The sequence below is a fragment of the Dyella sp. genome (assembly GCF_035277725.1).
Lineage (GTDB): Bacteria > Pseudomonadota > Gammaproteobacteria > Xanthomonadales > Rhodanobacteraceae > Dyella_B.
On record NZ_DATEJY010000224.1, the window covers coordinates 20,842 to 27,136 of the forward strand.

Here is a 6,295-nt window from a genome sequence, read left to right on the forward strand (position 1 = left end):
TCAATTCAGCAATTTCTGTCAGGCGTACCGTGCGGTCGGTGCGTAAGCTCTCGGTCGCCAAGGAGATATCGCATTGAACGCACGGCCCACGGATGCCTACCTCGCCCGTTTCCAGAAAGTGCTCGGCTACATCGACGAGCACCTCGATGAAGAACTCACCGTGGCGCGGCTCAGCGACGTGGCGGCATTCTCGAAGCATCACTTCCTGCGGCAGTTCTCGGACCTGTTTGGGATCGGCGTATACAAGTACGTGCAACTGCGCCGGCTGAAACGCGCCTCCTATCAGCTGGCCTTCCGCGATGATCAACCGGTGATCGAGATCGCACTCGACAGCGGTTACGACAATCCCGAATCGTTCTCGCGCGCGTTCAAGAAAAGTGCCGGACAAACGCCCAGTGAGTTCCGCAAACAGCCGCAATGGGAGCCTTGGCGCGACACCTACGAACCGCTTACTGCGCTAAGGACCCGCTACATGCAACCCAAAACCGATACTCGTGCCGTTCGCCTCATGGATTTTCCGGAAACCCGGCTTGCCGTGCTCGAACACCGTGGTGATCCGAACCGCATCGGCGATTCGATCCGTTCGTTCATCGCCTGGCGCAAGCAACATCACCTGCATCCCAGCCGGCATGCCACGTTCAATATCTTCTACGACGATCCATACCAGGTGGCGCCGGAGGACTATCGCATTGATCTCTGCGTCGCTGTGGATCGCGACGTGTCCGGTGAAGGCATCGTCGACAAGCGCATTCCTGCCGGACGGTGCGCAAGGTTGCGGCATGTGGGCTCGGATGACCATCTGCACGCGTCGATTGCGTACCTCTATTCGCAATGGTTGCCGCAGAGCGGCGAGGAACCGCGTGATTTTCCGTTATTCGTGCAGCGGGTGACGTTTTTTCCCGATGCGCCAGAGCATGAGGCGGTGGTGGATATTTTTCTGCCGTTGCGGTGACGGCAGCCACAGCTCGCGCAGGCTCAACGGCACTAACTTAGGCATCGTCGCCCCGGCTTTCGCCGGGACGACGGGTTCAAAATTTTTCGCAGTATTCAGGCTAAAAGTTGCCTAAGTTACTGCCATTGCCCTTAAATTCGGCGCATTGGCCCTAGCACCGGGCTGCATCCGAACGCTTCGTCCCGCACCGAAATATCCTTCGACCATCCTGACTAAGGTGGCGGAGTTCTCTCCACGCCGAGTTCACCATGCTCGCATCGCTCCTTTTCGCACTGACTTCTTCCGCAGGAATGCCAAGCATTGCCGTCAGCACGGTCTACATCACGCTGCCGGATGCACCCTCGGAGCATCTGGCGCTCCATTGCGCGCGCGCCACACCCAACGCGCACAAGAGTGTGCTGTTCATCCATGGCGCCAGCTTTCCCACCATGCTCGCGTCAGGCTTTGAATTTGCGCCAGGCGACTCATGGATCGAATACACCGCGCGACAAGGCTATGTCGCCTGCGGCCTGGATTTCCTGGGATTTGGCGATTCCAGCCGTCCATCGGCCATGTCCAACCCTGCCAATCAAGCGCCGCCCGTGACCGATGCCAAAGCAGCCGCAGAGCAGATCGCCTTGGCGGTCGACGAACTGCACAAGCATCAGGGCATCACCTCGATCCATCTCGTTGCGCACTCCTGGGGCACCGTACCTGCGGCAACGTTTGCGGCCACCCATCCGCATGCCTTGTCGTCCCTCACATTGTTCGGCCCGATCGTGCCTTTGAACACGCCCTCGCAACCTGCCACGGATCATCCCGCCTGGTGGACAATCACCGCGCAGCAACGCTTGGCGCAGTTGCGTTTCAAGGATCTGCTTCCGCCGGGCAAATACCTGCTTGAGCCTGCTGTGGATAAACGCTGGGCGCCTGCCTTTGCGGCATCGGTACCGCACGTGCAAGGTGACCCGGCTGGTGTATTGCGCATCCCCAACGGCCCGCTCGATGACATCGATAACGTAACAGCAGGACATTATCCGTATGACGCGAGTGACGTCGCCGTTCCGGTATTCGTCGTCTACGGCAATTACGACGACGTGGTGAACGATGCCGGCGCTGTCCGCTTTCTTGAGACGTTCACGCACAGCCCACTAAGGTGGCAATTACGCATCGATGATGGCACGCACGTCGTGCACCTGGAAAAGAACCGCCACTCGCTGTACGAAAGCGTCAACGCGTTTATCCACGCGACGGAAGATTCAGTCCAGTGACTTCGCCCATGTCCAATCGTTCGCTCTTTGCCGTGGTTTTTGAAGTAAAACCCAATCCCGTACGCAAGGATGAGTATTTGCAGATTGCCGCCAGCCTGCGCCCGGCGCTGGAAAAGATCCCCGGCTTTCTGGAAAACGAGCGGTTCCGCAGCCATCATCGCGAAGGCTATCTGCTGTCCCTGTCGCTATGGGACAATGAGAAAGCCGTAGTGCACTGGCGCACGCTGGAACAGCATCACGCCGCACAAGTACGCGGGCGCGAAGGTGTGCTTGAGGATTATCGGATACGAGTCGGTGAAGTAACGCGTGTGGCTGGGCGCTTCGCAGATCGCGAGGTGGGTTGGATGCGGCAGGACCAAACAGAAATCGGGCAAGCCACGGCATTGACGATCATCGATGGCGCGCTTCCCGAAGGTTCATCGCTGAGTCCACTCACAAACATGGCGCATCCGAAGGTATTGGACAGCGATGTTTTCCAGCACCTCAAGACCGCTGAACGCAGCGCATTCCTTGCCGGCTGGCGTACGCAACAGGATGCGAACAATTTCGCCGATGCCGCCATCCGCAGCAATGATGCCGGCGCGGATATCTATGCGATTCGTGTCGTGCGCGACTACAGCTTGAAGGACCGGCGCGAAGCGCCGCAGTACTACCCGGCCAGATGATCGCGTAAACGCAGGTTAGGTTGGCGCCAGCGTAATCCAACGTCTTCGGAGCACCATGGTTGGGTTAAGCCCAATGGCACTAACTTAAGCCGCACGTAGCTCCAATACTGAGAAATACCTTGAACCGTCGTCCCGGCGAAAGCCGGGACCCAGCGACTTTTTAGATCCTCAACGTCACCGGGGCCCCGGCTTTCGCCGGGGCGACGATGCTTAAGAGCACTTTTCGAAATAGCTCTCAAGCGAAGCGGCATCTCGACCATCGCGACAAATGGTTCCCTCCCCTGCTTGCAGGGGAGGGTTAGGGTCAATGCTCCGAACTTAAGGTTCTTCCAGCCGCTACAGAACCCAAACCCGTCATTCCAGCGAAAGCTGGAATCCAGTGCCTTTCAGCCCAAAGTCGCTGGATTCCAGCTTTCGCTGGAATGACGAAAAAGAGTTTCCCGCGGTTGAAAACCCTTAAGTTCGGAGCATTGGTTAGGGTGGGGTGCGCGCGCAGCGAGCGGCGGGAACCGAACATCACCGTAAACCCATTTTTCTCGGGAAATTCAGTTGTGCGCTAAAGCCCAAGCGACCCCATCCCAGCCCTCCCCTGCTGTCGCAGGGGAGGGAGCGCATCGCAGCAAGCATCAGCCGTATCGCCTCATGTCGCGTAGCGAGCCATTTATAGAAGTGTCCTTAAGTTTGTGCCATTGGGGTTAGGCCGCCGCCAACCCAACTTTCGACACTGCGTCGCTCTTCCCGGAGTGCACGCCACTTCCCAAAAAATAATGATGCGTGCTGCGCATGTTTGCGCGGATAGCGTGCGGAAGTCAGCACAAAGCGTTTGCAGCACGTATTAAACAACGCGTTGCAGCATTGCAATTTCAGTATCCATAAGCTGCATTTAATCATTGGTCCGTGGCGAATATCGATTTCTATACTCCGGGCGACCAGGGGGCGTTTCAGGAGAAAGCTGTGATGGGGATCGCAAGCAACTTTCCGATGTCGCTGCATGGACGCCTTGCGCCGCTGGCGCGCGCCATCGGCACCACCTTGCTCGGCGTCTTGCTGCTTTGCCTATGGAGTGGTGGTGCCGTGCTGGCGCAAACGGTGTCCGGGGATACTGCGTCGGATCAAGGCAAGCCCAAGACGTTTGACGCGGTGATCGTCACCGGCACGCATATTCGGCGCGTGGATGTGGAGACGGCCAGCCCGGTGATCACCATCGATCGGCAGCTGATCGAAGACAGCGGCAAGCCGACGGTGGGCGATCTATTGCAATCCCTGCCGGTGATGGCGGGTTTCATGCCAAACACCGCCATGAACAGTGGCTTCAGCCATGGCCGTGCGCTGGTGTCGCTGCGTAATCTGGGGCCCGAGCGTACCTTGGTGTTGATCAATGGACATCGCATGACGGGACCTGCCAGCAGCGTAAGTGCGGCTCCCGGCGTCGACGTCAACGCGATTCCGGCGGCGATGATCGATCGCATCGAAGTGCTGACCGATGGCGCATCCTCGATCTATGGTTCCGACGCCATCGGCGGTGTGGTCAACATCATCCTGAAAGACAAGTACGACGGTTTCGCCGTCACCACCGACTATGGTGAGAGCAGTCACGGTGATGGCAATCGGCGCAACTTTGCCCTGGAAGGCGGCAAAACCTGGAGCCGCGGCAACCTGATTGTGGGCCTGAGCCGCAATTCGACCAATCCGCTGTACGACGGCAACCGCGATTTCGCCCGCAGCCAGTTGGCGTATACCAACGGCGTGGTATCGGCGATGTATGGCAACAACAGCCGCGCCGTGCTTGCTGATGGCAGTGTGCTGGCACCCAATGGCAACCTGCCTGCGGGCATGACCAACCCCGGCGATTTCCATGCTTTCAGCGCGAGCAATCCCGGCGACATCTACAACTATTACGCTCCGCAATATCTGGTGACGCCAGTGACGCGCGACAATGCCTCGCTGCATGGCACCTATCGCATCAGCGACGGCGTGCAGGCTTATGTGAATGCCTTCTGGACGCGCAGCAAAACCGATTCCCTGCTCACCGCTTACGGCATCGATCTGGGATCGATCAGCAATAGCCTTGCCGAAAACTATTACAACCCGTTCGGCAGTGCGTTGAGCGACTATTACCTGCGCCTGCCCGCAGTCTTCACCCGTCGCTACGTGTCGACGATGACCCAGAGCAATGTGGTGCTCGGGTTGCGCGGCGGCATCGGCGATTCGTCCTGGCAATGGGATGCCAGCGTGGGTTATGCGCGCTACGACGATGCCTTGGTCCGCTATGGCTTTTCGGTGACTTCCGCGCTGGCCAATGCGGTGGGTGCCTCGTTTCTCGATAGCGGCGGCGTGGTTCGATGCGGCACGCCCGGCAACGTGATTGCCGGCTGCACGCCCGCCAACATCTTCAACCAGAACGACCCGGCCACCATCGCCGCGCTGGGCAAAACGCTGATGCCGGTCGATCTGCTGGACAAGAGCACGATGAAGAGCGCCGAGATCGACGTCAACGGCGATCTGTTTACGTTGCCGGCCGGCAAGGCGCAGGCCGCGTTCGGGCTGGCCTGGCGCAAGGATGGTTTTGCCCAGGGCACCAGCAGCGACGTGGCGCTGGCCAATGCGCAAGGTGAATGCGATTACATGGATGGCTGCATTCTTACCCAGGGGCATGACGAAACCATCGCCGAGGCCTATGCCGAATTCCAGTTGCCCCTGCTCAAGGACGTGCCCGGGGTGGCATCCCTCAATCTCAACCTGGGTTCGCGCTATTCGCATTACAGCGCGTGGGGTAGCACGACCAACAACAAGGTGGCATTGGAGTGGCGACCGATCGGCGACCTGCTGGTGCGCGGCACGATGGCACAAGTGTTCCGCGCGCCGGCGCTGGGCGATCTGTATGGCTCGCCGTACAACGGCGTGCTGGACCCTACGCAGTACAGCGATCCTTGCGCGCATTACACCGGCGGCGCCGGTCCTGGTTCCTGCGCCAACGTGCCGACCGATGGCAGTTTCGTCAACACGAGTTCATTGACGGTTGTGACCACCGGCGCGGTCAACGCGCACTGGCCGATCAAGCCCGAGTCTGGCCGCACCTTCGACCTGGGCCTAGTCTACGATCCGCAAGAGTTGGCCGGTTTTTCCGTCAATGTCGACGCCTGGCGGGTGCGCTTGAACAACATGATCACCGGCGAGGACTTCAATTACGAGCTGGCTCAGTGCTATCAAGGCGATGCGCGTTTCTGCTCGCTGATCCAGCGCAATGCCGGCGGCCAGCTGACCACCATCACTGTGCCTTACGCGATCAATCTCAGTGGTCTCACGACGCGCGGTTACGATGTTGGCGTGCAATACGCCTTGCCATGGCAGCAATACGGCAGCTTCAAACTGAGCTTGAACGCCACCACCATGCAGCAATACCGCATCGATGGCGATGACCACAATTA

4 protein-coding genes are annotated in these 6,295 nt (G+C 59.1%); all 4 read left to right on the forward strand.

Annotated features, from left to right (window positions below; genetic code table 11):
- Positions 1 to 73 precede the first annotated feature (73 nt).
- The gene (locus VJR68_RS18895) at positions 74 to 952 is read left to right on the forward strand and encodes an AraC family transcriptional regulator (RefSeq protein ID WP_324150181.1); all 879 of its coding nucleotides are present in this window, start codon (positions 74 to 76) and stop codon (positions 950 to 952) included.
- Between the two features lie 248 nt (positions 953 to 1,200).
- Complete coding sequence (locus tag VJR68_RS18900; RefSeq protein ID WP_324150182.1) at positions 1,201 to 2,202, forward strand: alpha/beta hydrolase; 1,002 nt, start codon at positions 1,201 to 1,203, stop codon at positions 2,200 to 2,202.
- Positions 2,203 to 2,210: 8 nt separating this feature from the next.
- The gene (locus VJR68_RS18905) at positions 2,211 to 2,867 is read left to right on the forward strand and encodes an antibiotic biosynthesis monooxygenase (RefSeq protein ID WP_324150183.1); all 657 of its coding nucleotides are present in this window, start codon (positions 2,211 to 2,213) and stop codon (positions 2,865 to 2,867) included.
- A 981-nt stretch (positions 2,868 to 3,848) separates the two neighbouring features.
- Positions 3,849 to 6,295, forward strand: a 2,447-nt coding sequence (locus tag VJR68_RS18910) for a TonB-dependent receptor plug domain-containing protein (RefSeq protein WP_414647819.1), incomplete at its 3' end; no start/stop codon positions are given.

Excerpts from the sequence above, each read along its gene's own strand:
- VJR68_RS18905 (WP_324150183.1), top strand. The coding sequence starts at position 2,211 with ATGTCCAATCGTTCGCTCTTTGCCGTGGTTTTTGAAGTAAAACCCAAT.
- VJR68_RS18900 (WP_324150182.1), top strand. The coding sequence starts at position 1,201 with ATGCTCGCATCGCTCCTTTTCGCACTGACTTCTTCCGCAGGAATGCCA.